This is a genomic window from Brevibacterium sp. NPDC049920 (genome assembly GCF_040656435.1).
GTDB classification, from domain to species: domain Bacteria; phylum Actinomycetota; class Actinomycetes; order Actinomycetales; family Brevibacteriaceae; genus Brevibacterium; species Brevibacterium pityocampae.
In genome coordinates this window covers 11432-36901 of sequence record NZ_JBFAMF010000017.1, presented here as the reverse complement: position 1 = coordinate 36901, position 25470 = coordinate 11432, and the positions used below count along the sequence as shown (strand labels likewise).

General features: G+C 68.3%; 23 protein-coding genes. 15 read left to right on the top strand and 8 right to left on the bottom strand.

What is annotated here, in order from left to right; translation table 11 throughout:
• Window positions 1–555 precede the first annotated feature (555 nt).
• Window positions 556–1320 (bottom strand): SOS response-associated peptidase, encoded by a 765-nt coding sequence (locus AB0I45_RS13310; protein WP_295690779.1) that lies wholly within the window; start codon window positions 1318–1320, stop codon window positions 556–558.
• A 286-nt stretch (window positions 1321–1606) separates the two neighbouring features.
• Here AB0I45_RS13310 and AB0I45_RS13305 point away from each other — a divergent pair, with 286 nt between their 5' ends.
• The 6 genes from AB0I45_RS13305 (at window position 1607) to AB0I45_RS13280 (ending at window position 7659) form a co-directional block, all read left to right on the top strand.
• Window positions 1607–2104 carry a MarR family transcriptional regulator gene (locus AB0I45_RS13305; protein ID WP_137319119.1) on the top strand — a complete coding sequence of 166 codons (498 nt, stop codon included), beginning with the start codon at window positions 1607–1609 and terminating at the stop codon, window positions 2102–2104.
• A 181-nt stretch (window positions 2105–2285) separates the two neighbouring features.
• Window positions 2286–3452, top strand: coding sequence for an acyl-CoA dehydrogenase family protein (locus tag AB0I45_RS13300; RefSeq protein ID WP_265809457.1), 1167 nt, complete (start codon window positions 2286–2288; stop codon window positions 3450–3452).
• The gene (locus tag AB0I45_RS13295; protein WP_295690784.1) at window positions 3453–4508 is read left to right on the top strand and encodes an enoyl-CoA hydratase/isomerase family protein; all 1056 of its coding nucleotides are present in this window, start codon (window positions 3453–3455) and stop codon (window positions 4506–4508) included. It begins immediately after the preceding gene.
• On the top strand, window positions 4505–5281 hold the full coding sequence (locus tag AB0I45_RS13290) for an enoyl-CoA hydratase (protein ID WP_295690787.1): 777 nt from the start codon (window positions 4505–4507) through the stop codon (window positions 5279–5281). Before AB0I45_RS13295 ends, AB0I45_RS13290 begins: the two co-directional genes overlap by 4 nt.
• Window positions 5282–5588: 307 nt before the next feature.
• Window positions 5589–6563, top strand: coding sequence for a nitronate monooxygenase family protein (locus AB0I45_RS13285; protein WP_295690790.1), 975 nt, complete (start codon window positions 5589–5591; stop codon window positions 6561–6563).
• Window positions 6564–6732: 169 nt separating this feature from the next.
• The gene (locus AB0I45_RS13280; protein WP_295691201.1) at window positions 6733–7659 is read left to right on the top strand and encodes an EamA family transporter; all 927 of its coding nucleotides are present in this window, start codon (window positions 6733–6735) and stop codon (window positions 7657–7659) included.
• Between the two features lie 54 nt (window positions 7660–7713).
• On the opposite strand, the gene AB0I45_RS13275 is transcribed toward AB0I45_RS13280, so the two are convergent.
• The 3 genes from AB0I45_RS13275 to AB0I45_RS13265 all read right to left on the bottom strand — a co-directional run bounded on the left by AB0I45_RS13275 (window position 7714) and on the right by AB0I45_RS13265 (window position 11180).
• Window positions 7714–9072 carry a TRAP transporter large permease subunit gene (locus AB0I45_RS13275; RefSeq protein WP_265809453.1) on the bottom strand — a complete coding sequence of 453 codons (1359 nt, stop codon included), beginning with the start codon at window positions 9070–9072 and terminating at the stop codon, window positions 7714–7716.
• 301 nt (window positions 9073–9373) lie between these two features.
• Window positions 9374–10765, bottom strand: a complete 1392-nt coding sequence (locus AB0I45_RS13270; protein WP_345032372.1) for an IS1380-like element ISBli4 family transposase — start codon at window positions 10763–10765, stop codon at window positions 9374–9376.
• A 151-nt stretch (window positions 10766–10916) separates the two neighbouring features.
• Complete coding sequence (locus AB0I45_RS13265; protein WP_295690855.1) at window positions 10917–11180, bottom strand: hypothetical protein; 264 nt, start codon at window positions 11178–11180, stop codon at window positions 10917–10919.
• 163 nt (window positions 11181–11343) lie between these two features.
• Between AB0I45_RS13265 and AB0I45_RS13260 the strand changes: the two genes are divergently transcribed.
• Window positions 11344–12420: a type I restriction endonuclease gene (locus AB0I45_RS13260; RefSeq protein WP_265809446.1), complete on the top strand. Its 1077-nt coding sequence runs from the start codon at window positions 11344–11346 to the stop codon at window positions 12418–12420.
• Between the two features lie 150 nt (window positions 12421–12570).
• Here AB0I45_RS13260 and nrdF read toward each other — a convergent pair whose 3' ends face one another.
• The 4 genes from nrdF to nrdH all read right to left on the bottom strand — a co-directional run bounded on the left by nrdF (window position 12571) and on the right by nrdH (window position 16429).
• Window positions 12571–13545, bottom strand: a complete 975-nt coding sequence (gene nrdF / locus AB0I45_RS13255; protein ID WP_265809445.1) for a class 1b ribonucleoside-diphosphate reductase subunit beta — start codon at window positions 13543–13545, stop codon at window positions 12571–12573.
• A gap of 88 nt (window positions 13546–13633) precedes the next feature.
• Window positions 13634–15796 carry a class 1b ribonucleoside-diphosphate reductase subunit alpha gene (gene nrdE / locus AB0I45_RS13250; RefSeq protein WP_295690859.1) on the bottom strand — a complete coding sequence of 721 codons (2163 nt, stop codon included), beginning with the start codon at window positions 15794–15796 and terminating at the stop codon, window positions 13634–13636.
• The gene (nrdI, locus tag AB0I45_RS13245; protein WP_295690861.1) at window positions 15766–16179 is read right to left on the bottom strand and encodes a class Ib ribonucleoside-diphosphate reductase assembly flavoprotein NrdI; all 414 of its coding nucleotides are present in this window, start codon (window positions 16177–16179) and stop codon (window positions 15766–15768) included. The genes nrdE and nrdI overlap by 31 nt, the downstream gene beginning before the upstream one ends.
• A gap of 1 nt (window position 16180) precedes the next feature.
• Window positions 16181–16429 (bottom strand): glutaredoxin-like protein NrdH, encoded by a 249-nt coding sequence (nrdH, locus tag AB0I45_RS13240; protein ID WP_265809443.1) that lies wholly within the window; start codon window positions 16427–16429, stop codon window positions 16181–16183.
• Window positions 16430–17021: 592 nt separating this feature from the next.
• Between nrdH and AB0I45_RS13235 the strand changes: the two genes are divergently transcribed.
• From AB0I45_RS13235 to AB0I45_RS13200, 8 genes are all read left to right on the top strand, one after another.
• Window positions 17022–18017 carry a MoxR family ATPase gene (locus AB0I45_RS13235; protein ID WP_265809442.1) on the top strand — a complete coding sequence of 332 codons (996 nt, stop codon included), beginning with the start codon at window positions 17022–17024 and terminating at the stop codon, window positions 18015–18017.
• On the top strand, window positions 18017–18907 hold the full coding sequence (locus AB0I45_RS13230) for a DUF58 domain-containing protein (RefSeq protein WP_295689607.1): 891 nt from the start codon (window positions 18017–18019) through the stop codon (window positions 18905–18907). Before AB0I45_RS13235 ends, AB0I45_RS13230 begins: the two co-directional genes overlap by 1 nt.
• Window positions 18894–19355, top strand: a complete 462-nt coding sequence (locus AB0I45_RS13225; RefSeq protein WP_265809440.1) for a hypothetical protein — start codon at window positions 18894–18896, stop codon at window positions 19353–19355. Before AB0I45_RS13230 ends, AB0I45_RS13225 begins: the two co-directional genes overlap by 14 nt.
• Window positions 19346–20323, top strand: coding sequence for a VWA domain-containing protein (locus tag AB0I45_RS13220; RefSeq protein ID WP_295689609.1), 978 nt, complete (start codon window positions 19346–19348; stop codon window positions 20321–20323). Before AB0I45_RS13225 ends, AB0I45_RS13220 begins: the two co-directional genes overlap by 10 nt.
• Window positions 20323–21468 (top strand): VWA domain-containing protein, encoded by a 1146-nt coding sequence (locus AB0I45_RS13215; protein WP_137319087.1) that lies wholly within the window; start codon window positions 20323–20325, stop codon window positions 21466–21468. The genes AB0I45_RS13220 and AB0I45_RS13215 overlap by 1 nt, the downstream gene beginning before the upstream one ends.
• Window positions 21456–22349 (top strand): hypothetical protein, encoded by an 894-nt coding sequence (locus tag AB0I45_RS13210; protein WP_295689612.1) that lies wholly within the window; start codon window positions 21456–21458, stop codon window positions 22347–22349. Before AB0I45_RS13215 ends, AB0I45_RS13210 begins: the two co-directional genes overlap by 13 nt.
• A gap of 156 nt (window positions 22350–22505) precedes the next feature.
• On the top strand, window positions 22506–23528 hold the full coding sequence (gene speB, locus AB0I45_RS13205) for an agmatinase (protein WP_295689614.1): 1023 nt from the start codon (window positions 22506–22508) through the stop codon (window positions 23526–23528).
• Window positions 23525–25366 (top strand): thiamine pyrophosphate-binding protein, encoded by a 1842-nt coding sequence (locus AB0I45_RS13200; RefSeq protein WP_295689616.1) that lies wholly within the window; start codon window positions 23525–23527, stop codon window positions 25364–25366. Before speB ends, AB0I45_RS13200 begins: the two co-directional genes overlap by 4 nt.
• The last annotated feature ends 104 nt before the right edge of the window (window positions 25367–25470 follow it).

Here is a 25470-nt window from a genome sequence, read left to right as displayed (position 1 = left end):
TTTCTCCACCAAATTTTCAATCAACCAGTTACAACAAAAAAACTGGCATCACAAAAACAAACAAACACGCTATTGAGTTCTCAAAGAACAGACGCACTTCGATCCGCCCGGCTGCGCCGGCCTCGTCGAGGCAACTTGTCCATCTTACCATCCGACTTCAGTCTGTCAATCCGGCGTGCTGCCGGCGATCAGATTCTTCTGTTGGATTCGTCCGCTCCGGTCCTGCCGCGAGGCGGTCTCCGTGAGGCGAACGATTAACTACTCTAGATCGTTTCGATCGTGCTTTGCAAATCGTGTTTCCGTGATCTGCGCCACTCGGTCCGCGTTCCGGGTGATCCCGTGCTGCATTCCTTCGAGCAGTGTGCTCTTCTACCGTTCCAGTGGAAGCGGGGCGCTGTGATCGGTTCGTATCCGACCGATCCGGCCCGCTCGCTTCGGTGTTTCCGTCGAGCAACAGAGATGACTCTAGACGAGCTCCGCCCGGCGATGCAAATCGGCCGGCGGTGCGTGTCCCGCGGCCCCGGATCCGCGCCTCGAGCGGGGGCTCGCACCCGTTCAGGGGACCCGCATCTCGTCGACGGGCGCCATGAGGTCGGCGGACTGGTTCCGGACGTTCCCCACGGCCCGATCCACCCGGTAGCGCTCGACCCGGTTCGGATCGAAGCCGTCGACGAGCGTGCGGAGGAGTTCCTGCGCCTCGTCCTTGCCCGCTGTCGGATCAGCCCACGCGTTGATGTCTGCGGCGGTGATCATCACCGGCATCCGGTCGTGGACCTCGGCGAGGTGGCCGGCGGCCGGCGCGGTGATGATCGTCGTCGACACCAGCCAGCCGTCCTGCACTGCCGGGTCCGAGGATCCCGGGCCGGCAGTCGCGTCGGCCTCGGCGCCGGCGGAGACCTGCTTGCGGAACTCGAAGAGGCCGGCCATGAAGAGCGGGCCGTCCGCGGCCTGCATGAGCCAGGGCGTCTTGGCGCCCGATGCGTCCGTCTGCCATTCGTAGTAGCCCCCGACGGGAACTGCGCAGCGCTGGCGGGCGAACGCGGAGCGGAACATCGGCTTCGACCCCACCGTCTCCGACCGCGCGTTGAAGGCCCGGAAGCCGATCTTCTCCTCCTTCGCCCACCCCGGCACGAGCCCCCAGCGCGCGGATTCGAGGCGGCGGACGAGCTCACCGGACTCCGCCGGCCGGTCGATGATGATGGGCAGGACCGCACCGGGCGGCACGTTGTACCGGGGAGCGAATCGATATCCCACGGTGTCGATGTCGAGCTCGTCGACGAGGTCGGTCGGATCGAGGTGCATATTCAGTCGTCCGCACATGGCGCCATCCTCTCACCCCACACGGGTCTGCACCGGCTCCTCACCCCACACCGGGCTGCGCGGGCACTGCTGTGCACCGGCCCCTCACCCTGGACCGGCCCGCGTCGGCGCTGCTGCGCACCGGAGCCGCGCACTGCGATCATCGCCCCCCCCGGGTGTTTCACTAGACTGGACGGCGGCGAAGGATCCGGCCGAGCGACGCAGTGGAGAGAGATGCTCGACGGAGACGACCGGAACAGCGAAGACTGCCGGGACGGCGGAGACGACGAAGGTGAGGGGACGGTCGATGCGCGCAGAGTTCGATCCCATCGAGGAGTCGCGCAAGCAGTGGCTCGCGCACGGCTGGTCCGATTCCGCCGACGGCATGACGCTGGTGACCTCCATCATGCGCGCCCACCAGCTCCTCCTCGCCCGCGTCGATCGCACCCTCAAGCCGTTCGCCCTGACCTTCTCCCGGTACGAGGTGCTCGCGCTCCTCTCCTTCACCCGCCGCGGATCGCTGCCGATGAACAAGATCACCAAGCGTCTGCAGGTCCATGCCACGTCGACGACGAACTCCGTCGACCGGCTCGAGGCAGCGGGCCTCGCCGCCCGGCGGCCGCACCCCGCCGACGGGCGGACCACCCTCGTGGAGATCACCGAGGCCGGTCGCACGCTCGTGGCTCGGGCGACCGCCGCGCTCAACGCCGAGGTGTTCGACTCCCCCGGCCTCGAGGCCGCGCCGCTGCAGCGCCTCCTCGGCGACCTCGCCGCCCTGCGCGCCGGGCTCGAACCCGAGGCCTGACCGGGCCCGGCACGCGGCGGCCGCGCCCGGCGCCCTCCGCACTGCCGCTCCCCCGCGCCCCCTCCCCTCGGGCCATCTCGGGTCCATCCAGAATTAGTTGGACGTCCAAGTATTCGCGTCTAGACTGGCCGTGATCGCCGCCACACCGAACAGGCCGCCGCACCGAACAGAAGGAGTCGCCATGGCACGCAGCACCGCAGCTGCCCTGACCTTCGGGCTCACCGAGGACCAGATCGAGCTCGCCGGCATGTGCCGGGAGTTCGCCGACGCCGAGATCGCCCCCCATGCCCTCGACTGGGACGCCGAGCACCACTTCCCCGTCGACGTCATCAAGCGCACCGCAGAGCTCGGGATGGGCGGGATCTACGTGCGCGAGGAGAACGGCGGCTCCGGCCTGGGCCGGATGGACGCCGCACTGATCTTCGAAGCCCTCTCCACCGCCTGCCCCTCCGTGGCGAGCTACATCTCGATCCACAACATGGTCGCCTGGATGCTCGACAAGTACGCGTCCCCCGAGCAGCAGGAGAAGTGGCTCACGCCGCTGACCTCGTTCGAGGCGCTCGGCAGCTACTGCCTGACCGAGCCCAATGCCGGCTCCGATGCCGCCGCCCTGCGCACCACCGCCCGCCGCGACGGCGACCGCTACGTGCTCAACGGCGTCAAGCAGTTCATCTCCGGCGCCGGCGAATCGGAGATCTACCTCGTCATGGCCCGGACCGGGCAGGAGGGCGCGCGCGGGATCTCGACCTTCGTCCTCGAGAAGGGCATGGAGGGCCTGACCTTCGGCGCCAACGAGAAGAAGATGGGGTGGCGCGCCCAGCCCACCCGCCAGGTGTTCATGGAGAACGTCAGCGTGCCGGCAGAGAACCTCATCGGCGAGGAGGGACAGGGATTCAAGATCGCGATGTCCGGCCTCGACGGCGGCCGCCTCAACATCGGCGCCTGCTCGCTCGGCGGCGGCCAGTCCGCGCTCGAGAAGGCGATCACCTACATGGGTGAGCGGCAGGCCTTCGGCACCGAGCTCACCGGGTTCCAGGCGCTGCGCTTCACGCTGGCCGACATGCAGGCCCGCCTCGAGTCCGCCCGCTCCCTGCTGTGGCGCGCCGCCGCGGCCTACGACGCCGGCGATCCGAACACCTCGCTGCTGTCCGCGATGGCGAAGCTCACCGCGACCGACACCGGGTTCGACGTCGCCAACGACGCCCTGCAGCTGTTCGGCGGCTACGGATATCTGACAGAGTATGGAATCGAGAAGCTGGTCCGCGATCTGCGGGTCCACCAGATCCTCGAAGGCACGAACGAGATCATGCGGGTGATCATCTCCCGCAAGAGCACAGGAGTGGGATAAATGACGACCTCCCCCGATGACGAGGCGACAGTCATCATTCGGACAGTCGGTGCGCTCGGTCGCATCGAACTCAACAAGCCCAAGGCGATCAACGCCCTGTCCACCGACATGGTGCAGACGATCGACCGGGCGCTGCGGCAGTGGGCCACGGACACCCAGGTGGCCGCGGTGCTCATCACCGGCCGCGGCGAGCGCGGACTGTGCGCGGGAGGTGACATCAAGGCGATCCATCGCGACCTCACGGAGGGCGCGAACGCCGGCAACATGACCTTCTGGGCCGACGAGTACGCGATGAACCACCTCATCGCCGAGTACCCGAAGCCCTTCGTCGCGATCCTCGACGGGATCACCATGGGCGGCGGCGTGGGCGTCTCCGTCCACGGCTCGCACCGGCTGGTCACCGAGACCACCAAGGTGGGCATGCCGGAGACCGGGATCGGGCTGTTCCCCGACGTCGGCGGCACCTACCTGCTCGCGCAGCTCCCGAGCGAGGTCGGGATGTACATGGGACTGACCGGCCAACCGGTCGGACCCGGAGCAGCGATCGCCTACGGCCTCGCGGACACGTACATCGACCGCGACCGGATCCCCGAGCTCGTCGAGGCCCTCGAGGCCGAGGCCTTCGCCGTCGACACGGTCATCGCCCGCTTCGCCGGCGAGGCCCCGGAGAACGAGCTCTCCGTGGCCGAGGGGTGGATCGCCGCGTGCTTCTCCGCCGACTCCGTCGTCGAGATCATCGACCGGCTGCGGCAGCACCCGAACGAGGACGCGCAGAAGACGGCGGAGCTGCTCGGGACGAAGTCCCCGCGCTCGCTCGCGGTGACCTTCGAGATGATCCGCACCGCGAAGGACATGAAGCTCGAGGAGGTCCTCGAACGGGATCTCCGCGCCGCCTCGGAGATCGGCCGACGGCCCGACCTCACCGAGGGCATCCGCGCCCAGGTCATCGACAAGGACCGCAATCCGCAGTGGGACCCGCCCACGCTGGCCGGGATCACCGAGGACGAGATCCGGGCCATTCTCGACACCGAACAGGAGAGGACGGTCTTCCCATGACCGATTTCGACACCGTGCTCGTGGAGAAGGGTGAGGGCTACGGCATCATCACCCTCAACCGCCCCAAGGCCCTCAACGCGCTGAATCTGCAGGTGCTCACCGACGTCACCGCGGCCGCCGCGCAGCTCGATGCCGATCCCGAGGTGTCGGCGATCATCATCACCGGCGCGGACCGCGCGTTCGCCGCCGGAGCCGACATCAAGGAGATGCAGAGCCTCGACTTCGCGACCGCGTACAAGGCCGATTGGTTCGCCGGGTGGACCCGCCTGTCCGAGGTCCGGGTGCCGATCATCGCCGCGGTCAACGGCTTCGCGCTCGGCGGCGGCTGCGAGCTCGCGATGATGTGCGACATCCTCGTCGCCTCGACCAAGGCGAAGTTCGGCCAGCCCGAGATCAACCTCGGGGTGCTCCCCGGGATGGGCGGCTCCCAACGACTGACCCGTGCGATCGGCAAGGCCAAGGCGATGGACCTGTGCCTCACCGGCCGGATGATCGGGGCCGAGGAGGCCGAGCGCTCCGGGCTCGTCGCCCGCGTCGTCGAGCACGAGCAGCTGCTCGACGAGGCGAAGGAGATCGCCGCGACGATCGCGTCGAAGTCGCAGATCGCCTCGGCGATGGTCAAGGAGGCGATCGACGTCGCCTTCGAGACCACGCTCGAGCAGGGCCTGCGCTACGAGCGGCGGCTGTTCCACGCCTCGCTCGCGACGAACGACCAGAGCGAAGGCATGGCCGCCTTCGTCGAGAAGCGCGAACCGGGCTTCACCCACACCTGAGCCGGCGGCGGGTGCCGGGCGCGGGCACGACTCCGGTCGGCCCCCCCGCGCACCCGCTCCTGCGCACCCGGGCGCGCAGGTGCGGTCGATGGTCGTGTACCGGACGTTCGTTCGCCGGCCCGAAGCGAAGCACGCGACACCCCTCCCCCGTGAGCGCCATGAGTTCCCCCAGGTCAGAGAACCGGGCTGGGGGATCTCCACATTCAGTCAGCCCTGACTCTTTCACTGCGCCTGCAGGTACGTTAAAGTTTCTTGGGAGAGGCGTCCGCGGACGCCCGCGTCATCGTCGACATTCTGAGGAGAACTCATGGCCCTGCCCGAGGTGCTCACCCGCCCGCTGCGACTGCCCGTCATCGCATCCCCGCAGTTCATCGCATCCGGACCGGAGCTCGTCAAGGCCCAGTGCCAGGCCGGCGTGATCGGGGCGTTCCCCACGCTCAACGCCCGCCCGCTGCCGATGCTCGACGAGTGGTTCCAGGACATCCGGGAGTCCAACGAAGCCTACGCCAAGGCCCATCCGGGCGAGCCCGTGGGCACCTTCGCCGCGAACCTCATCGTCCACAAGACGAACAACCGGCTCGAGGAGGACCTCGAGCTCGTGGTCAAGCACGAGGTGCCGCTCGTCATCACCTCGCTCGGCGCCCGCGAGGACGTGTACGAGGCCGTCCACTCCTACGGCGGCGTGGTGCTCCACGACGTCATCAACAACCGGTTCGCGCACAAGGCGATCGAGAAGGGTGCCGACGGCCTCATCCCCGTGGCCGCCGGTGCCGGCGGTCACGCCGGACCGCAGTCGCCCTTCGCCCTCATGCGGGAGATCCGTGCCTGGTTCGACGGCCCGATCGCCCTGTCCGGCGCGATCGCCCACGGCCAGTCGATCCTCGCCGCCCTCGCGACGGGCGCGGACTTCGCCTACATCGGCTCGGCGTTCCTCTCCACCCCGGAGGCGAACATCCAGGACGGCTACCGGAACATGATCGTCGAGTCCGGCGCCGACGACATCGTCTACTCCAACCTCTTCACCGGCGTCCACGGCAACTACCTGCGCGGCTCGATCGAGGCCGCCGGCCTCGACCCGAACGCCCTCCCGGAGTCCGATCCCTCGAAGATGAACTTCGGCTCCGGCGGCAACACCAAGGCCAAGGCGTGGAAGGACATCTGGGGCTCCGGCCAGGGCGTCGGCGCGATCACCGAGTCCCTGCCGACCGCGGACCTCGTCGCGCGTTTCGCCGACGAGTTCGAGCAGGCGAAGAAGGACCTCTACGCGCGGCTCGGCGACTGAGCACGCTTCGGCGAGAGCGCGCGGGTCCACGACTGAGCTTGGTCCCACGATCGAGAACGGTTCCACGATGAGCACGCTCCGGCGCTCGGACGCGACCCCGCGTCCGAGCGCCGTCGCCGTCCCCGCCGTCCCCGCCGTCCCCGCCGTGACGGGATTCTAAGCTGAGGCCATGGGAGTCCTCGTCGCGGCGGCGTTCGCGTTCATCTGGTCGACGGGATTCGTCGTCGGCCGCTTCATCCACGGCGCCGCAGAGCCCAATGTGTTCCTCGCGCTGCGGTTCGGGATCGCCGCCGTGCTCCTGTTCGCCGTCTGCGCGATCCGGCGTCCGGCGATGCCGGATGCCCGCACCGTCGGCGCGCACCTGGGGATCGGCGCGCTCGTCAACGGCGTGTACCTGTGCCTCGTCTACGTCGCGATCGCCGAGGGCCTGCCGGCCGGCATCATGGCCCTGTTCGGCGGTTGGCAGCCGGTGCTCACCGTGCTCGTCGTCGCGCTCCTCACCCGGCGGGCGCCGCGGGTCGCCGTGGTCCTCGGCATCGCGGTGTCGCTCGCCGGGCTCGTGCTCGTGCTCGGGCCCGGGATGCGCAGCGGCGCGATCACCCCGCTCCTCCTCGTCCTCGCCGTGCTCGCGATCACCGGGCTGACGTTCGGCACGATGCTCCAGCCGCGCGTGCGCACTGCGGCGATGCTGCCCTCGCTCGCCTGGCAGATGACCGGCGGCGCGCTCGTCGCAGTGGTGGGGGCGCTACTGCTCGGCGAGCGGCTGCCCGGCCCCAGCCTGCAGCTGTTCGGCGCGCTCGCGTGGTCGGTGCTCGGGATCTCCGTGGTCGGGATGGCGCTCATGCTCCACCTCGTGCGCACGACCTCGCCGACGACCGTGGCGATCGTCGTGCTCGCCGCCCCGCCGCTCGCCGCGGTGCAGACGTACTTGCTGTTCGGCGACACACTCACGCTCCTCCAGATGGCCGGCGTCGTCGTGTCGCTCGTCGGGGTGGGAGTGGCCCGGGTCGCCGAGGCGCGCTCAGCTCTTCCTGGACGCGGCGGCCCCGCGTCGGAGGCCGACGGAGAGGATCCCGCCGGCCGCCGGCTCGGATGAGCGGGCCGCCGGCGCTGATGAGCGCAGCGCCGACTGAGATGGGCGGTCGCCTGCTCAGAGGAGCCAGAACACGAGGCCGACGAGCATGAAGTAGAGCGAGTTCGGCAGCGCGAGGAGCATCGTCTTCACCGGATCGACCTTCGTCTTGAGCGTCGCACCGACGAGCCCGCACACGACGAAGGCGGTGAGCCCCACCGGTGGGAGGTTCTGCGCTCCCGAGGCGATGTGCGAGGCACCGAGGGCCACGTTCACCGGGTCGGCGGCCGAGGCGAGCAGGATGGGGGCGGCGAACGGGATGACGACCGTCTGCGCGGTGGTCTGCGAGCCGGTGAGCATGCCGAGCACCGCGAGACCGATGAACCCGCCGAATGCCACCGCCTGGGAGTCGAGGCCCTCGGCGGCCGCGGAGACCTGATCCACCGCGCCGGAGGCGTAGAACATCCCGACCATGAAGCCGGCGCAGAGCTGGATGAGCAGTGTCTGGCGCACGTTCCCGAGGCCGGTCGCGACGATGCTGCCGGCCTGCCGACGGGCACGGGGGTAGCACAGGGTGACGAGGGTGGAGACGATGATCGCGAGCACGACGACGTGGACGAGACCCTTGACGACCGGCACGGTCCCGAGCGTGGCGACGAGTCCGCCGAGGCCGGGCACCGCGGTGAAGACGTTGAGGCCGAAGCCGCTGTTGAGGATGACGATGGCGATGAGCACGGCGAGCGGCCCGAACACCGGCCAGGTGCGGCCGAGCATCGTGCCCAGCGGTTCGCTGGGACGCAGCTCGGGCGGCAGGGTACGGCCCTTCACGAAGCGGAAGGATTCGAGGACCGCGAGGACGAGGGCGATGGTCACGGTGATGTAGGCGATGAGGACGACGGGACCCGGGTCGGTCCCGACGAGGGAGGCGGAGAGGAAGACCGCCTGCGCGATCGGCGGCATGATCGAACCGATCGAGGCACCGACCATGATCATCATCGCGATCTGCTCGGGCTTGACCTTGAGCTCGGCGAGCGCGGTGATGACGAGGAAGCCGATGACGGTGGCGGCGGCGATCGCGTCGCCGAGCAGGGAGCCGGCGAGGGTCAGAGTGATGAAGATCGCTGCGATGAGGCCTTTGGGCGAGCCCCCGAACAGGCTGCGCAGGGTGTCGAGGACCGCGGTCATCGTGCCGAGCCGCACCTGCGATTCGGCATAGATCGCGCCGAACAGGCTCAGCGTCATGACCCAGGCGAGCTTGTCGACGCCGTCGACCACGCCGAGCGCGAACTCCCCCGGGCCCACCCCTCCGATCAGCGCGGCCGCCACGCCGGCGATGAGGAGTGCCGCTCGGATGTCCCCACCGATGAGGGGGATCCGTCTGACGAGCGCGACGAGGAACAGCAGGGCGATCGGAACGATGACGACGAGCACGGGCACCTCCGGAGCGGACTCGGGCAGGCCTGGGGATCAGGCGGGAACCGATGTGCTGTGCATCATATCCGGGCGCACGGACGCACTGACGCACAGAGGGCAGGGTACCGGAGGCGCCGCGCCAGTTGCGTCTTAGCCTTGATCCACCGATTCGCTTGATGGCAAGGGGCTCACTCGGATTCGAGTGCGAACGCGGTGCGAGGGCAGGAAGTAGTGTCCCGGTCTCTCACCGGTCTCTTCCACATAGATGATTCCCCGGGGTCTCCTCCAGACCCTGCGGCGTCGTGCTCGAGCAGGAGCGAATCGGTCAGGACAATGATCGTGTAGGTGGGCTCAGAGCCGCGTGCCAGAGTCGTGCGAATTCCGTCGCCCACGGCCACCGTCTCGGCAGGTGCACAATCAGCTTCCTGGCCCGGTGAGCGATCCGGGCCGGGATGCCGATGATCCGTGTCCGCAGCGTCTGAGCGTGCACTTTGCTCATCCGTCCACCGATGAGTCCGGCAGCAGCCCGCAGCAGGTTGTGTGTGATCGCTGCGACTGCTACCCAGGCGGCGTTGGCGTTGAACACCCCAGAGGGCATATGTGCCAGGGCACCGTTCTTCAGCTCCGCATTGATCTGCTCGATGATCGCGTGCTTGCGGTGGATGTGATCAGCAGCGACGGTGTCGAAACGGTCTTTGTCCACCGTGGTGAAGAACGCGTGATAGCGGAACAAGTCGAACAATGGGTCCTGCCCGGCAGTGCGTTTGGTCTCGTTGAGTTCAGGGATGCGGCGGACCACCAAGCGGCCGGCGGCGTGCAGGGACTTCTTCTTCGAGGTGAATGCGGTGAACGGGACCTCGGCGACTTCGGCCTTCGAAATCCAGGCCCTGGTCTCTTCGTCGTAGATCGCTTCGGGGTATTCGATGCCAGTCCATGCGCCGTCGCTGATTGTTCCGATCGTTGCTTTGACCTTCTTGTCCATGCGGACCGTGATCGATACTTCAGCCCCGGCATCCCGGGCGGCTTTGGTCACAGTCGAGGAGTAGTACGCCGAATCAGCCCTGACCAGGGCTGGGAGGCCGGAGTTGATTCGGGTCGTGGTGGCCAGAGCGTCGGCGACGAACTTGTCAGCACCCCGGGCTGACGAGGTTGAGCCCTTGCGCAGGCGCTGGCCGACGATGATCTGGCCGGAGTCGCCCGTCGATGCGGTCGCCAACAGTGCGTTGAGGCCACGACTGCCTTGGTAGCCGAATCCAGCTCCCTGCTTCGACGCGGAGTGGACATCGATGACGGTGTCGTCGACATCGACGAACACCATCGCTTGTCCAGTGTCTTCGCTGGCTGGTAGCAGCGGTGTGTGCTCGTTGAGGTTGGTCAGGAAACGGGAAGAGATCGCGTCGAGTTGCCGGACGTGGCCGAAGGCGAACGAGCGCAGGAACGACCCCAGGGTCGAGGGCGCGTAGACACGATCGAAGAGGTGCTGCATGCCGCCGTGGCGGAGGATGTTCATGTCATCGATCGAGTCGGCCCCGGCAGCCATTCCCGCGACCAGGGTAGCCAGTTTCGGTGCCGGGTTCGCGCCCTTGTCGGCTCCGGTGGTGGTCACGGTCAGACGGTCTTCGGCGAGGTCTGGCAGGCCCGCCATCTGGGCGAGGCTCATGATCGGGACGAGCCCGGTAGTGGCCGTCAGGTTCGCATCGTCGAAGGAGTGAGACACAGACGCGGGTGTGTGGTTGAATAGCACCTGAGAGGTGCCCCTTTCTTGAACGGGAATGTTGACTTCGAACATCATCATTTTCCCAGTTCAGAAGGGGCATTTCCATTTCACGCGCGGCTTGATCCGGCTACTCGCATCGGTGGATCAAGGCTTAGCCGGTCCCGGAGCCGTGCCGGTTGTCGACCTCGGCGGCGTCCTTGTCATCGCGGTGGATGCCGGTCCGCGGATCGATCTCTAGGAGGAACGCACGGATCTCCACGAGGTGGTCATCCGGGGTGGGCCGACTGACGATCGGGCTGCCGGAGAACCAGTACCCGGGATTCGGCCCGCAGAGCCAGTCGTGGTCCACGGTGCCGTCCGCGCGCCGGGCGATCGCGAACACCTCGCCGTCGATGGTGACCCGCATGGATGGCATGAAGCCCAGTCAAACAGGTTTCAAGCTATGAGGCGACCACAAAGCCAGAGACTTTTTTGAGGTAGGAACGAGAAGTGCGATGCCGGATATGAAGCACAGAGCTTCAGGAGCCGATGCTCGGGATAGCCTGGGAGCATCATTTATCGCGTCGGAAGGACCCACAATGACCAGTGTCGGTGACCAGCTGCAACTAATTGCTCGAAAACTGAAGAACACACGCGAGAGCATCGCGACAGAAGAAGCGACGAAGACAACGCTGATCATGCCTTTCATCAGGGATGTGCTTGGCTTCGATGTGTTCGACGTCAACGAGGTCATCCCCGAATTTGTAGCTGATGTGGGCCTGAAGAAGGGCGAGAAGATTGATTTCGCAATCGTCAATGAGGGCGAGGTAGCGATACTCATCGAGTGCAAGAAGGTCAGCGAACCTCTAAACCTCGACAATGCCTCCCAACTATTCCGCTACTTCCATGTCACTACTGCTCGGATTGCAGTGTTGACGAACGGCAACGAGTACCGCTTCTATACCGATCTCGACGAGCCGAACAAGATGGATTCGAAGCCTTTCCTCGAGCTGAACCTCGACGACATCGATTCTGCGCTGGTACCGGAGATCGAGAAGCTCAGCAAGCAGAACTTCGATCTCGACTCAGTCCTCGGCGCCGCAGAAGAACTGAAGTACGTTTCATCTGCCAAGCGGGTCTTCGCCGGAGAAGCCAAGGAGATTTCTTGGGACATGGCAAGCTTGGTGATTTCGCGCATCTATCCTGGGCGACTCACCCAACGAATCCGCGATCAGCTCACCCCTCTGGTGGGAAAGGGGCTCAATCAGTTCATCTCGGATCAGGTGAACAATCGGTTAAAGGCAGCCCTCAGTGACAACGGCGAAGAGCCTGATTCTTCGTCTGAACCGACCGTCGCCGAAGAACAGGTCGACTTGGTCGACGGACTTGAGACTACAGAGGAAGAACTTCAGGCCTTCCGAATCATTCAGGCCATCGTGGCTCAGGACGTTGATCCGAATCGCATTCACTACCGTGACGCGAAGTCATACTGCGCGATTCTGTTCGATGACAATAACCGGAAGGCAGTCTGCCGACTTCGATTTAATAACACCGATCGACTCCGGGTCGGTCTCATCAAGGAAGACAAGTCTGAAGATGTGCGCGATCTGGATCGGGTAACCGACCTGTACTCGTTCGCCGATCAGATTCGCGAAGCGGCAAGACGCTACCTGTGACACGGAGAATGGGGGCACCGTTGACGGCCAGTTCGTCGACAGTGTCGACCCGTCTCCAAGTAGGACATCGTAGATGTTTCACCGAACGACAGCGCCCCGCCTGACTGCGTGAACAGTCCTGCGGGGCGCCGGCCCGGGATCGGGGTGGTCTCAGAAGTCCCAGTCTTCGTCCTCGGTGTTCTCGGCCTTGCCGATGACGTAGGAGGATCCGGAGCCGGAGAAGAAGTCGTGGTTCTCATCCGCGTTGGGCGACAGTGCCGACAGGATCGCCGGGTTCACGTCGGTCACGCTCGAGGGGAACATCGCCTCGTAGCCCAGGTTCATCAGCGCCTTGTTGGCGTTGTAGTGGAGGAACTTCTTGACGTCCTCCGCCAGGCCCACCGGGTCGTAGAGGTCGTGGGTGTACTGGACCTCGTTCTCGTAGAGCTCGAAGAGCAGCTCGTAGGTGTAGTCCTTGAGCTCCTGCTTCTTCGTGTCGTCGACCTTCTCGAGCCCGCGCTGGTACTTGTAGCCGATGTAGTACCCGTGGACGGCCTCATCGCGGATGATGAGGCGGATGAGGTCGGCGGTGTTGGTGAGCTTGGCGTGGCTCGACCAGTACATCGGCAGGTAGAAGCCGGAGTAGAAGAGGAACGACTCGAGCAGGGTCGAGGCGACCTTGCGCTTGAGCGGATCGTCCCCGCGATAGTACTTGAGGATGATGTCGGCCTTGCGCTGCAGGCTCTGGTTCTCCGTCGACCAGCGGAAGGCGTCGTCGATCTGCCGGGTCGAGGCCAGCGTCGAGAAGATCGAGGAGTACGACTTCGCGTGCACGCTCTCCATGAACGCGATGTTCGTGTACACCGCCTCCTCGTGCGGGGTCAGCGCATCCGGGATGAGCGACACCGCGCCGACCGTGCCCTGGATCGTGTCGAGCAGGGTGAGCCCGGTGAACACGCGCATGGTCAGCGTCTTCTCGTCCTCGGTCAGCGTCGCCCACGACTGCACGTCGTTGGACAGCGGCACCTTCTCCGGCAGCCAGAAGTTGGCCGTCAGGCGGTCCCAGACCTCGCCGTCGATGTCGTCGACGATGCGGTTCCAGTTGATCGCGTCGACGTGCGACACGAGGGTGAGCTTCTCACTCATGAATACTCCTGAAGAATGTGGGTGTGTCCGTTCGGCCCGGCCCGATCCGCGGGCGCCGCGCGGCGGTGCCGCACGGCGCCCTGGTCGGTCAGAGCATGCAGGACACGCAGCCCTCGACCTCGGTCCCCTGCAGCGCGAGCTGCCGGATCCGGATGTAGTAGATCGTCTTGATGCCCTTGCGCCAGGCGTAGATCTGCGCCCGGTTGACGTCACGGGTGGTGGCGGTGTCCTTGAAGAACAGCGTCAGCGACAGCCCCTGGTCCACGTGCTTCGTGGCCTCGGCGTAGGTGTCGATGATCTTCTCGTAGCCGATCTCGTACGCGTCCTCGTAGTACTCGAGGTTGTCGTTCGTCATGAACGGCGCCGGGTAGTACACGCGGCCGATCTTGCCCTCCTTGCGGATCTCGATCCGCGAGGCGACGGGGTGGATCGACGAGGTCGAGTTGTTGATATAGGAGATCGAGCCGGTCGGCGGGACCGCCTGGAGGTTCTGGTTGTACATCCCGTGCTCGGCGACCTGCGCCTTGAGCTCGGCCCAGTCCTGCTGCGTCGGGATCGACACCCCGGCCTCGGCGAACAGCTCGGCGATCCGCGCGGTGGCCGGTGCCCACTCCTGCTCGGTGTACTTGTCGAAGTACTCGCCCGAGGCGTACTTCGACTTCTCGAAGCCGGCGAAGGTCCGCCCGCGCTCCTTGGCGATCTCCATGGAGGCCCGCACGCAGTGGTAGGCCACGGTGTAGAAGTACATGTTCGTGAAGTCGAGGCCCTCCTCGGATCCGTAGTGGATCCGCTCGCGGGCGAGGTACCCGTGGAGGTTCATCTGCCCCAGCCCGATCGCGTGCGACATGTCGTTGCCGCGGGCGATCGAGGGCACCGAGTCGATGTCCGAGGTCTCCGACACCGCGGTGAGCCCGCGGATCGCGGTCTCCACCGTCTGCCCGAAGTTCTCCGAGTCCATGGTCAGCGCGATGTTGAGCGAGCCGAGGTTGCAGGAGATGTCCTTGCCGACCTGGTCGTAGCTCAGGTCCGCGTTGTAGGTCGTCGGCTCCGACACCTGGAGGATCTCCGAGCACAGGTTCGACATGGTGATCCGGCCGTCGATCGGGTTGGCGCGGTTCACGGTGTCCTCGAACATGATGTACGGGTAGCCGGACTCGAACTGGATCTCCGCGAGCGTCTGGAAGAACTCGCGGGCGTTGATCTTCGACTTCTTGATCCGCGCGTCGTCGACCATCTCGTGATACTTCTCCGTCACCGAGATCTCGGTGAAGGGCACGCCGTAGACCTGCTCGACGTCGTACGGGCTGAAGAGGTACATGTCCTCGTTGGTCTTCGCGAGCTCGAAGGTGATGTCGGGGACGACCACGCCGAGGCTGAGCGTCTTGATCCGGATCTTCTCATCGGCGTTCTCGCGCTTGGTGTCGAGGAAACGGTAGATGTCCGGGTGGTGGGCGTTGAGGTACACCGCGCCGGCACCCTGGCGGGCGCCGAGCTGGTTGGCGTAGGAGAAGGAGTCCTCGAGCAGCTTCATCACCGGGATGACGCCGGAGGACTGGTTCTCGATCTTCTTGATCGGCGCGCCGGACTCCCGGATGTTCGTCAGCGAGAAGGCCACGCCGCCGCCGCGCTTGGACAGCTGCAGGGCGGAGTTGATCGAGCGGCCGATCGACTCCATGTTGTCCTCGATACGCAGCAGGAAGCACGACACGAGCTCGCCGCGTTGCTTCTTGCCGGCGTTGAGGAACGTCGGGGTGGCCGGCTGGAAGCGACCGGTGATGATCTCCTCCATGAGCGCCATGGCGAGCTTCTCGTCGCCGCGGGCGAGGAACAGCGCGACCATGACCACGCGATCCTCGAAGCGCTCGAGGAAGCGCTTGCCGTCGAAGGTCTTGAGCGTGTACGAGGTGTAGAACTTGAACGCGCCGAGAAAGGTCTGGAAGCGGAACTTGTGCTGGTACGCCGCCTGGGACAGCTGCTGGATGAACGCGAAGGAGTACTGGTCGAGCACCTCCTTCTCGTAGTAGTCGTGCTCGACGAGGTAGCGCAGCTTCTCCTCGAGGTCGTGGAAGAACACCGTGTTGGTGTTGACGTACTGGAGGAAGAACTGGCGAGCGGCCTGCTTGTCGCGCTCGAACTGGATGCGGCCATCCGCATCGTAGAGGTTGAGCATCGCGTTGAGGGCGTGGTAGTCGAGGTCGGTGTCCTCGCGGATGATCGCCTCTAGGTCGCGGTCGTGCGTAGTCGTTGACACAGTGAATCCAATCCTTCGTCGACGTTCTCGACATCGTCCTCGGTGCCGAGGAGTTCGAACCGGTACAGCAGCGGTACCCGGCATTTGTCGGCCACCCGGTGGGCGGCCCTGCAGTAGTCCTCGCCGAAGTTCGTGTTCCCGGCACCGATGACTCCGACGAGATTGTCCCGGTTGCCTCTGACATTGAGGAACTTGATGACCTGTCTGGGCACCGCCCCGCGGTTGGAGCCGGCGCCGTAGGTGGGTGTGATGAGCACGAACGGCTCACCCACGATGGGAGTGTCCGACCGGGTCAGCAGCGGCAGGCGCAGGCTCGGGTGCCTGAGCTTGCCGGCGAACCGGTGGGTGTACTCCGAGCCGCTGGAGTAGTAGACGACGAGCATCTCATGCGACGACGGAGGCGGCGCCCTGTCCGGAGGAGATCGCGGCGATCTTGTCCGGGCGGAAGCCCGACCAGTGGTCGTTGTCGGTGACGACGACGGGCGCCTGCATGTACCCCATGGCCTTGACGACGTCGAGCGCGTTCGGGTCCTTGCTCAGGTCGACCGAGCGGTACTCGATGCCCTTGGAGTCGAGGGCGCGGTAGGTCGCGTTGCACTGCACGCAGGCCGGCTTGGTGTACACGGTGATCATTCTGCTGTCCTCCGAAGACGTGTGTTCTCGCGGTCATCCAGGGCTGTCCGCCGGTCTCCGCTGGAGCCGCGCCGGGTTTCTCCGCGTCCGCGGCCCAACCACTAGATGTTGTGTCTGCACTCGAGAGTACCCCTAGATCGTGTGTTACACCAGTGTCATTTCTCACGGCGCGGCGCTGTGCACATGGGGTGCACAGGGGTCGCGGCGCCCTCCACAGGAGGCGAATCACACCGGTGTGGTTCCACCACCTGCGACGATGGCCGCCGAGGTGCGCCGGCACCGCTCGCCGACCCCGCTCCCGTCCACCGTCCGTCCCCAGGCGGAGGTCGACAATCCACAGGAAAAAACTTCCCGCCGACGGTGTGTCCGGACTTCTGTGTCCGATCGAGGCCGTCATGTGACCGGACTGCCACAGCATCCGTCCCGCCGTGTCCGGACCCCCGTCTAATCTGGGATCACCGTCCCCACCACCCCACCGCACGACAGCCCCACCGCACCCCAGCACCATCGCACCGCAGAACCGACCGCACCGCAGCACTGACCGCACCGCTGCACTGACCGCACCGGCACCCGCCCCGCGAGAGGACACCCGATGAGCCAGCCCAACCCGGCGAACACGCAGGAGATCACCCAGGCCGCGACGATCCTGTCCTCCGTGGAGAAGCACCTCGACCGCTTCGTCGTCGGACAGGGCCGCCTGCGCGAGACCCTGGCGCTCGGCCTCCTCACCGGCGGGCACCTCCTCCTCGAATCGGTGCCGGGCCTGGCGAAGACCACCGCGGCCGCCGCGCTCGCCGGCGCCGTGGGCGGCGAGTTCGCCCGCATCCAGTGCACCCCCGACCTGCTGCCGAGCGACATCATCGGCTCGCAGATCTACAACTCCTCCACCGGCCGGTTCGAGATCCAGCTCGGCCCGGTGCACGCGAACATCGTCCTCCTCGACGAGATCAACCGCTCGAGCGCCAAGACGCAGAGCGCCATGCTCGAGGCGATGCAGGAGAAGCAGACGACGATCGGCGGCACCCGCTTCGACCTCCCCTCCCCCTTCCTCGTCATGGCCACGCAGAACCCGATCGAGCAGGAGGGCACCTACCAGCTGCCCGAGGCCCAGCTCGACCGCTTCATGATCAAGGACGTCCTCGACTACCCGGGCCCGGGCGAGGAGCTCGAGATCCTGCGCCGGCTCGACGCCGGGGTGTTCGACGTCGAGAGCCCCCCGGAGCCGGCCTGCACGCTCGAGGACGTCCGCACCCTGCAGCGCTATGCGCGCAGCATCTACATCGACCCCGCGATCAGCCGCTACCTCGTGGAGATCGTGTCGGCCACCCGGCAGGCCTCGCGCTACATCGGCCCGCTCGCCCAGTTCATCGAGTGCGGCGCCTCCCCGCGCGCCTCGATCGCGTTCACCAACGCCTCCCGCGCGCTCGCGATGATCCGCGGCCGCAACTACGTCATCCCCGAGGACGTCAAGGACCTCGCGGTGCGGATCCTCCGCCACCGCATCCTGCTGAACTTCGAGGCCGTCGCGGAGAACATCCCGGTCGAGCGCGTCATCGGCGAGCTCCTCGGCGCGATCAGGACGCCCTGATGGCCGCGCTGCTCACCAAGGTCAAGGCGCGGATGACCATCCACGCCCACCGCCGCACCCGGGGTCTCCTCCAGGGCGACTACGCCTCGGTGTTCCACGGCCACAGCCTCGACTTCGACGACCTGCGCGAATACGTCCCCGGCGACGAGGTGCGCGACATCGACTGGAAGGCCACCGCCCGGCACTCGACCCCGCTCGTCAAGCGCTACGTCGCCCACCGTCGGCACGCGCTCGCACTCGTCGTCGACTCCGGGATGGACTTCGAGGCCGTCGCCGCCTCCGGGGAGCCCAAGCGCGAGCTCGCGATCCTGCTCGCCGGCATGGCCGGCTACCTCGCGGTGCGCCACGGCGACGACGTCATGCTCGTCCACGGAGACGCCCGCACCACCCGCTCGACGCCGTCGAAGGGCACCGAGGCCCACCTCGAGCAGCTGCTGCGCCGCATCCAGGCCGCCGGCCGGAACTCCGCCGGCTCCCGCATCGCGACCCAGCTCCAGTGGGTCGCCGACACCCTGCGCCGGCGCATGATCGTCCTCGTCATCGCCGACGACACCCCGGTGTCCGAGGAGCACCTGCCGCTGCTGCGCCGGCTCGCCGCGCAGCACGAGATCATGTGGCTCACCATCGCCGATGCCGACCTCTCCGCGCTCGGCGGGACCGCCGGCACCCCGTACGACGTGCTCGCCGCCGAGCCCACCGGGGTCCCCGACGAGCTCCTGTCCGGCCGCGCGCTGTGGGACGAGTACCACCGGGCGGAGACCGCGCGCCGGGCGCAGACCGAGCAGACGCTGCGCCGCGCCGGCATCCCGCACGTGCGCGTCGCCCATTCCCACGAGGCGCTGTGGCAGCTGCGCCGGCTCATGAAGAGGCAGCGCCGTGAACGCCGCTGAGCTCCATCCGCTGCTCCCCGCCTCCGACTGGTGGCTCGTCGCCGCAGCGGGAGCGATCGCCGGGTTCCTCGTGCTCGCCGGCTGGCCCGTCTTCGCCCGCCTGTGGGCGCACTCCGGGGCGCGGGCGGACGGCCCGGCCCACGTGCCCGGCCACACCCGCCGCGAGTACCTCTCGAAGATCGACGCGCTCGACACCGCATGGCGCGCAGGCGAGCTCAGCGAGCGCGAGGTCGCCCAGCGCCTCGGCACGATCGTGCGCCGGTTCGCCCGCTCCGCCTGGGGCATCGACGTCAGCCACATGACGCTCGCCGAGCTCCGCGCCCACCGGATCGAGCCGATCGCCGTCGCCGTCTCCCGCCTCTACGCCGCCGAGTTCTCCGACGAGGCCGCGATCGACTGCCGAGCCGAGCTCGGCGCCGCCCGGAAGCTGGTGGGACGATGGTCCTGAAGTTCTGGTGGCTCGCCCTCGCCCTCATCCCGGTCGCCGGCCTCACGGTGTGGCTGCTGTCCCGGCCCGGCCGGGCGCGCGCCGGCACCGTGCCCGTCGCCCGCATCCACCGCCTCACCGGCCTGCGCGAGTTCGCGCGCCGCCGGCGGCGTCTGCTGTGGGGTGCGATCGCGGTGTTCCTCGTGTCCGCCTTCGCTGCCCTGTCCGCGCTCGCCGGGATCGCCCGGCCGGCCCGCACGGAGACGATCAACCCCGAGCGGCACCTGCGCGACGTCGTGCTGTGCCTCGACGCCTCGGGCTCGATGACCTCCTACGACGCGCAGATCATCGAGTCCTACATCGAGATGATCCAGTCCTTCGACGGGGAGCGGATCGGGATGACGGTGTTCAACTCCACCGCGGTCTCGGTGTTCCCCCTCACCGACGACTACCTCATGGTCGAGGAGTTCCTCACCGAGGCCAAGCGCGGCTTCGAGACCGGCGGCCTCGAGGGCACGGACTTCTTCGCCGGCACCGTCGACACGGAGATCGGCGGCTCCTCGCTCATCGGCGACGGCCTCACCTCGTGCGTGGACAGCTTCGACAAGAAGGGCGAGGAGCGCAGCCGCTCGATCATCTTCGCCACCGACAACCAGATCGCCGGCACCCCGATCTTCACCCTCGCCGAGGCCACGGAGATCGCCGTCGAGGAGGAGGTCCGGGTCTACACGCTCGCCCCCCGCTCCCTGTTCGCCGGCTCGGAGATCAGCGAGCTGCAGGACACCGCGCGGACCACCGGTGGGGCCCACCACCAGCTCGGCTCCGCTCAGGCCACCGACGGCATCGTCGAGGACATCCAGCAGCAGGAGGCGCAGAAGACCGACGCGAAGTCGGTCACCCTGGTCCACGACCAGCCGATCGTCCCGCTCACCCTGACGCTGCTCGGGATCATCGCCTGCTTCGTCCTCGCCTGGAGGTTCACCCTGTGATGTCCGAGCTGATGTTCCAGCCCGTCCTCCCCTGGCCGGCGCTCGTCGCCCTCTTCGTCCTGCTCGTCGGCGGGTGCGTGACGCTGGCCGTCCTCACCCCCGCCCGGCGCACCCGCTGGCTGCTGCGCGCCGGCGCGCTCCTCGTGCTCGCCGCGGCCTTCACCCGCCCGGGCGTCCCGCTGGAGACGGCGAGCCAGTCGACCGCGGCGGCCGCCGACGTGTTCGTCCTCGTCGACACCACCGCCTCGATCGTGGCGGAGGACTACGACGGGCAGCGGCCGCGCCTCGACGGCGTCAAGGAGGACATGCGCTCGCTCCTCGAGCAGCTGCCCGGGGCGCGGGTGAGCATGGTGACCTTCGGGTCGAGCGCGGCCGTGCGGGTGCCGCTCACCACCGACCACTCGGCGTTCGCCTCCGCGATCGAGACCGTCGGCCCGGAGGTCACCCTGTACTCCGGCGGCAGCTCGGTGACCGAGGCGCGCGCACTCCTGCTCGAGCGGCTCGCCGCCGCAGAGGAGCAGAACCCCGACAACGCCCGCCTCGTGTACTACTTCGGCGACGGCGAGCAGACCGCCAGCACGGCTCCGGAGTCGATGTCCGAGATCGCCGCGCAGATCGACGGCGGCGCGGTGTTCGGCTACGGCACGCAGAGCGGCGGGCCGATGAAGGAGACCCAGTCGTACTACTCGACCCGCGACGACGGCACCTACATCACCGACAGCACCACCGGCGACCGGGCGCTGTCCGTCATCGACGAGGACCAGTTGCGCACGATCGCCGCCGACCTCGGCGTCGACTACCACCACCGCTCGGCCGGCACCCCGTTCGGCACTGTGCACACCGCCCCGCAGTTCGAGGAGAAGCTCGTCGACGCCGAATCGTTCGGCGGGGTGACCGAATACTTCTGGATCCCGCTGCTCGCGGTGTTCGCCTGGATCGTCGTCGAGGCGACGCTCGCGCTGCGCCGCGTCCGGGCGCTCGCCCGGCTCCATGCCTCACCGCCGGTCCCCTCGACGGCGGCTCCCCCGGCAGCGGGCGCTCCGGCGGCGGGCAGCGCACGGCCGGGTGTCGCACCTCCGGGCGCAGCACAGCAGTACGCCGCACGACCGTCGACCGCGACCCTGGGAGCATCATGGACACCGTGACGAAGCCGCGCACACCGGCCGCCGACGAACGCGCCGCGGGCACCGGGCAGGGCGGAGCGGAGACACCTGATCGCAGCGTGCGCCGGCGGCGGCGCCCGCGGCGCCGGGTGATCCTCAGCCTCGTCGCCGCCGGACTGCTGCTGCTCCTCGCCGCCTACTGCGTCCTGCTCAGCGTGCTGCTGACCTCGGCGCAGAAGGCCTCGGCCGCCGGCGACCAGCAGGAGGCGATCGCCGCCGCGCGCTGGTTCGAGCGGCTCAGCCCCTTCGAGCGGCACAAGGGCCCGTTCAACGTCGGGACCGCAGAGGCGTTCGACCGGAACTACGACCGGGCGCGACCCGAGCTCGAGCGCGCCCTCGAACTCACCCCGGTGGCCGATGAGTGCGCGGTGCGGATGAACCTCGCCTACGTCCACGAGAAGGAGGCCGAGGCGTTCCGCGACGCCGACGACACCGAGCAGGCGAACACGTCCTTCGACGCCGCCCGCACCGTCCTGTCCGAGGCGCCCGAGGAGTGCCGTCCGCAGGGCGGCGGCCAGGACCAGGCGATGGACGAGGCCGAGGAGCGCGTCGACTCCTCGCAGGAGGAGATGAACAACCCGGGACAGGGCTCCGGCGGGGAAGAGGGCTCCGGCGAAGGGTCGGGCGAGGGCGGGGAGACCGGCACGGAGCCCGGTGACGACGGCGGCGAGGAGCCGGGCGGGGACGGACCCGGTGGGGAATCCGGTACCGGGGAATCGGGCGGCAGTCCCGGTGAGGGCCCCGGCGAGGTCGGCGACGAGAAGCGCGAGGAGCTGCGACAGCGGCAGCAGGACTCGCAGCAGCGTCAGGACGAGGAGAACTCCCGCGACAGCGGCGCCGGATACGCCGAGAAGCCCTGGTGACAGGCCCACCGACCGGGCCCGCACCACGGCTGCGGCGATGCCGGTGACACACCGCGGAGCCTTTCTACTGACGAGTAACGTCGAGTGGAGTACTGTGTCCCCATGACCAGCCGGGCCCGGGCGGATCCTCGCGGCCCGCACCGCAGGAGGCACCCCATGACCACCCACGAACCCCTCGGCCCGGCCGACTACAGCCGGACCCCGCGCTTCGCCGGCCCGCCGACCTTCGGGCTGCTGCCGCGGCTCGATGAGGTCGAGGCCGCCCGCCCCGGCGCGCCGATCGACGTCAAGATCCTCGGCGTCCCGTTCGATGCCGGGGTGAGCTACCGGCCCGGCGCGCGGTTCGGACCCGCCCACATCCGGCAGTCCTCGAAGCTGCTGCGACCGTACAACCAGGCCACGGACGTCCACCCGTTCTCCACCCAGCAGATCGCCGACTGCGGCGACCTCGGTGTCAATCCCTTCGACATCCCCGCCGCGATCTGCACGGTCGAGGAGGCCGCCGACGCCCTGAGGGCCGACGGCGCCAAGCTCCTCACCCTCGGCGGCGACCACACGCTCGCACTGCCCAACCTCCGCTCCGTGCACCGCACCCACGGACCCGTCGCGGTGCTCCACTTCGACGCCCACCTCGACACCTGGGACACGTACATGGGCGCCCCGTACACCCACGGCACCCCGTTCCGCCGCGCCTCCGAGGAGGGCCTGCTCGACCTCGCGCACTGCATGCACGTGGGCATCCGCGGACCGCTCTACGGCAGCGAGGACCTCACCGACGACGCCGTGCTCGGCTTCCGGATCCTCCGCAGCGACGACTACCAGTTCCGTCCGCTGCCCGACATCGTTGCCGACATCCGGCGCCGCCTGGCCGACCGGCCGGTCTATCTGTCCATCGACATCGACGTCCTCGACCCGGCGGCCGCTCCCGGCACCGGCACCCCGGAGGCCGGCGGCATGACGAGCCGCGAGCTCCTCAATTCGCTGCGCGGGCTCCAGGGGCTCGACATCGTGGGCGCGGAGATCGTCGAGGTCGCCCCGGCCTACGACCACGCGGAGATCACCGGACTCGCCGCCGCCCAGGTGGGCTACGAGATCCTGTCCCTGTGGGCCGCCGGACGGGCCGGCGCCCAGGTTCCGACGGGACCGGTTGCCGAGCACCTCGACGGAGGCCGGGCATGACGATCCTCCCCGATCACCACCGCAACGGCGGCCTCGCGGTCGTCTCCACGCTCGCCGCCCACGGGGTCGACACGATCTTCGGCATCCCCGGCACCCACAACCTCGAGCTCTACCGCCACCTGCACCACTACGGCATCCGCGCGGTGACCCCGCGCCATGAACAGGGGGCGGGCTACGCCGCGGACGGCTACTTCCTCCTCAGCGGCCGACCCGGGGTCGTGATCACCACCTCGGGACCGGGGCTGACGAACGTCATCACCGCCGCGGCCACCGCCTATGCGGAATCCCGGCCCATGCTCATCCTGTCCCCCGGCGTGCCCACCGGTATGGAGGGCGCCGATGCCGGCCTCCTCCACGAGACCAAGGACTCCTCCGGGGCGCTCAGCCGCCTCCTCGTCGCCTCCCGGCGGGCCCGCACCGCCGAGGGCGCGGCCCAGGCGGTCGCCGAGGCGTTCGCCCTGTTCGCCTCGTCGCGGCCCGGGCCCGTCCACATCGAGGTGCCTCTCGACGTGCTCGAGGGCCCCTGGTGGGGTACCGCCCCGCAGCCGCTCGCGCCGCAGCCGCCGGTGCCCACGGCCGACACCGTGGCCCGCGCCGCCGAGCTGCTCCGCACCGCCGACCGTCCGCTCATCGTCGCCGGCGGCGGCTCGCGGCACGCGGCGGACCGGCTCACCGCGCTCGCCGAGCGCCTCGACGCGCCGGTGGCGACGACCTGCAACGGCAAGGGCGTCCTCGACGAGGCCCATCCGCTGTCGCTGGGCTCGAACGTGCGGTTCGGCGCCGTGCAGGAGGCGAGCCGCGCCGCCGATGTGCTCGTCGTGCTCGGCACCGAGCTCGCCGATTCCGACCTCTGGGGCGGCACCGTCGGTGCGCAGAACGCTCCCGGCACCGCAGCGGGGTCGGCGACGCCCGGACCCGCCGGATCCGCCGACGGCCTCACCGTGGACTCGGCGCTCGACGTGCGTGCCCCGCGCCCCGACGGGCAGCAGGTCATCCGCTGCGACATCGACCCCGACCAGCTCAACAAGAACCTCATCGGCGACGTGCTCGTCCATTCCGACACCGGGGCCTTCCTCGATGCCCTCCTCGCAGCGCTCGGCGAGGATGCCGGACACGGTGGGGGTTCCGGGCTCGGATCCCGGCCGGATTCCGGGTCCGAGGCCGGGTCCGATCCCGAGCCGGTGGGCACCTCGGCGGGGCGGCACCGGGCAGAGTCGCTGCGCGCGGCGTGCGCCGAGGAGTTCGACGGCGCGGGCCTCAACGCGCGCATCACCCGGGCCGTCGCAGCGGCGGGCGGACCGGGCGTGGTCATCGGCGGGGATTCCTCGCAGGTGACCTACGACGGCACCGTCCACGCCCTGGAGGCCCACACCCCGGACCAGCTGCTCTACATGCCCGGATTCGCGACGCTCGGCTACGGCATCCCCGCGGCGCTCGGCGCTAAGGTCGCCGCACCCGAGCGGCCGGTGGCCGCGCTGCTCGGCGACGGAGCGGCGATGTTCTCCGTCCAGGAGGTCATGACCGCGGTCGAGCTCGGGCTCCCGATCCCCTTCGTCGTCGTCGACAACGGCGGCTACGCGGAGATCGAGGACCAGATGACCGCACGCGACATGCCCCCGTTCGCCGTCCGGCTCGACCGCCCCGACTTCGCCGCGCTCGGCCGGTCGATGGGCGCCCACGGCGTCACGGTGGCCCTGCCCACCGGTGCCGGGGAGGCGGGCGCGCTCGCCGAGTTCGATGCGACGCTGCGGGGCGCCGTCGCCGACGCCTTCGCCGCCGGCCGGCCGACCGTCGTCCATGTCATCGCACCGCGCCGAGCCCCCTCCGCGGACGCCTGATCGGACCACGCAAGCGCGTCCCGTCCTTCCACGCCCACCGATCCGGTCCCACCGACCCCAGCCCCGCAGGCCGATGACCTGCTGACCTGCTGACCTGCCGATCC

Excerpts from the sequence above, each read along its gene's own strand:
- AB0I45_RS13310 (WP_295690779.1), bottom strand. The coding sequence starts at position 1,320 with ATGTGCGGACGACTGAATATGCACCTCGATCCGACCGACCTCGTCGAC.
- AB0I45_RS13305 (WP_137319119.1), top strand. The coding sequence starts at position 1,607 with ATGCGCGCAGAGTTCGATCCCATCGAGGAGTCGCGCAAGCAGTGGCTC.
- AB0I45_RS13300 (WP_265809457.1), top strand. The coding sequence starts at position 2,286 with ATGGCACGCAGCACCGCAGCTGCCCTGACCTTCGGGCTCACCGAGGAC.
- AB0I45_RS13295 (WP_295690784.1), top strand. The coding sequence starts at position 3,453 with ATGACGACCTCCCCCGATGACGAGGCGACAGTCATCATTCGGACAGTC.
- AB0I45_RS13290 (WP_295690787.1), top strand. The coding sequence starts at position 4,505 with ATGACCGATTTCGACACCGTGCTCGTGGAGAAGGGTGAGGGCTACGGC.
- AB0I45_RS13285 (WP_295690790.1), top strand. The coding sequence starts at position 5,589 with ATGGCCCTGCCCGAGGTGCTCACCCGCCCGCTGCGACTGCCCGTCATC.
- AB0I45_RS13280 (WP_295691201.1), top strand. The coding sequence starts at position 6,733 with ATGGGAGTCCTCGTCGCGGCGGCGTTCGCGTTCATCTGGTCGACGGGA.
- AB0I45_RS13265 (WP_295690855.1), bottom strand. The coding sequence starts at position 11,180 with ATGCCATCCATGCGGGTCACCATCGACGGCGAGGTGTTCGCGATCGCC.
- AB0I45_RS13260 (WP_265809446.1), top strand. The coding sequence starts at position 11,344 with ATGACCAGTGTCGGTGACCAGCTGCAACTAATTGCTCGAAAACTGAAG.
- nrdF (WP_265809445.1), bottom strand. The coding sequence starts at position 13,545 with ATGAGTGAGAAGCTCACCCTCGTGTCGCACGTCGACGCGATCAACTGG.
- nrdI (WP_295690861.1), bottom strand. The coding sequence starts at position 16,179 with ATGCTCGTCGTCTACTACTCCAGCGGCTCGGAGTACACCCACCGGTTC.
- nrdH (WP_265809443.1), bottom strand. The coding sequence starts at position 16,429 with ATGATCACCGTGTACACCAAGCCGGCCTGCGTGCAGTGCAACGCGACC.
- AB0I45_RS13235 (WP_265809442.1), top strand. The coding sequence starts at position 17,022 with ATGAGCCAGCCCAACCCGGCGAACACGCAGGAGATCACCCAGGCCGCG.
- AB0I45_RS13230 (WP_295689607.1), top strand. The coding sequence starts at position 18,017 with ATGGCCGCGCTGCTCACCAAGGTCAAGGCGCGGATGACCATCCACGCC.
- AB0I45_RS13220 (WP_295689609.1), top strand. The coding sequence starts at position 19,346 with ATGGTCCTGAAGTTCTGGTGGCTCGCCCTCGCCCTCATCCCGGTCGCC.
- AB0I45_RS13215 (WP_137319087.1), top strand. The coding sequence starts at position 20,323 with ATGTCCGAGCTGATGTTCCAGCCCGTCCTCCCCTGGCCGGCGCTCGTC.
- AB0I45_RS13210 (WP_295689612.1), top strand. The coding sequence starts at position 21,456 with ATGGACACCGTGACGAAGCCGCGCACACCGGCCGCCGACGAACGCGCC.
- speB (WP_295689614.1), top strand. The coding sequence starts at position 22,506 with ATGACCACCCACGAACCCCTCGGCCCGGCCGACTACAGCCGGACCCCG.
- AB0I45_RS13200 (WP_295689616.1), top strand. The coding sequence starts at position 23,525 with ATGACGATCCTCCCCGATCACCACCGCAACGGCGGCCTCGCGGTCGTC.